Source organism: Holdemanella sp. (assembly GCF_056804935.1).
The window spans coordinates 1-1,519 of sequence record NZ_DBMEXE010000294.1 but is presented as its reverse complement, the minus strand read 5'-3'; the positions used below and the strand labels follow the sequence as shown (position 1 = coordinate 1,519).

At 36.7% G+C, this 1,519-nt stretch carries 2 protein-coding genes; both read left to right on the top strand.

Features of this window, described 5'->3' with window-relative positions; genetic code table 11:
- Nucleotides 1–788 (top strand): serine hydrolase (locus ACZQCL_RS09455; RefSeq protein ID WP_482483029.1); only part of this gene is annotated, 788 nt, incomplete at its 5' end.
- Nucleotides 788–1,519, top strand: a 732-nt coding sequence (gene tilS, locus ACZQCL_RS09450; RefSeq protein WP_482483028.1) for a tRNA lysidine(34) synthetase TilS, incomplete at its 3' end; no start/stop codon positions are given. The genes ACZQCL_RS09455 and tilS, both read left to right, overlap by 1 nt.

Here is a 1,519-nt window from a genome sequence, read left to right as displayed (position 1 = left end):
ATGAATTTGTGGAGATTGAAGGTCAGGGCTGGGTGAACAAACCATTCGTTACTGAAAAAGATAATCGAATGGAAAAAGTCCAGGACTTGTTAAATAGTAAATACAATTCTCCTTCGTATGGAATCTATGTAAAACAATTAGAGACTGGAAATACTGCTGGAATCAATCCGCAAAAAGAAATGTATTCTGCCAGTGTAACGAAATTACCATACTTGTACTACGTCCAAGAACAGCTCAATAAAAAAGCCATTTCTCCAACTACAACCTACAAATATATTCCAGAAGTCAATGATTTCAAAGGTGGCTATGAACCAGAAGGAAGTGGTAGCCTTTCAAAAACACCAGATGGAAAAGAATATAGTGTTCAAGAGTTGGTAGATAAAATTGCAAAAGAATCAGATAATGTTGGACATAATATCTTGAATTATTATGTCACTCATCAATCAGATCAAGACTTCCAAAAAACTTTGGATAAAATTGCAAAGAAACATTGGGATGTTGAAAAAAGAGAAGCATCCGCTGAAATGGCTGGCAATGTCATGGAGGCTGTCTATCAACAAAATGGCTCTATTATTGATGCACTCTCCTCTACAAAATATGATGATCAACGGATTGCGCGTGACCTTCCAGTAAAAGTTGCTCATAAAATTGGAGATGCCTATGATTTTAGACATGATGTTGCGATTGTATACACAAATTCACCCTATGTACTAGTCGTTTTTACAGATCATTCGAATTATGATACGATTTCCAACATTTCAAAGGATATCTATGAGGTATTGAAATAATGGAAAAGCGATTTTTAGAGTTTTGTGAAAAACAAGATCTATTTACTCCCCATCGCCGTGTTTTAGTTGCCTTATCTGGTGGATTGGATTCAATGAATCTGTATGAACTTTTATATAAGAATAAAGAACGATTGAAAATCCATCTGGTACTCGCTCATATCAATCATGGACAAAGACCAGAATCAGATTTAGAAGAAAGTGAACTTCGAACGCTAGCTGATAGGCGAGAGACACGTATTCATGTGGCTCACTATTCGGGTGATTTTACGGAAGCAAAAGCTCGTACCTTTCGTTATGATTTTTTTAAACAGATTATGGAGAAAGAAGATTGCACTGCTTTAGTAACAGGTCATCATGCAAATGATCAAGCTGAAACAACTTTCATGCGCTTGATACGAGGAACAAAATTACGCCATTTAAGTGGCATTCCTGTACGCCAACCATTTGGCAAGGGTGAGCTAATCCGTCCTTTGTTAATTTTTACCAAAGATGAGTTGATGGAAATCCCTCACTTTGAAGATAGTAGCAATGACTCACAGGACTATTTCCGAAATCGTGTACGCCATCAATACCTTCCTGAATTTGAAAAAGAAAATCCTCAAATGCAAGCAAGTCTTCGTTATTTAGCAGAGGAAGTGACTCATTGGCACCAAGCCCTGAAAGAATTGACTAGCGAGTTAAGTATTCAAGATTTAGCTTCTTTTAGAACGTATTCTGATTCTGTACAATCA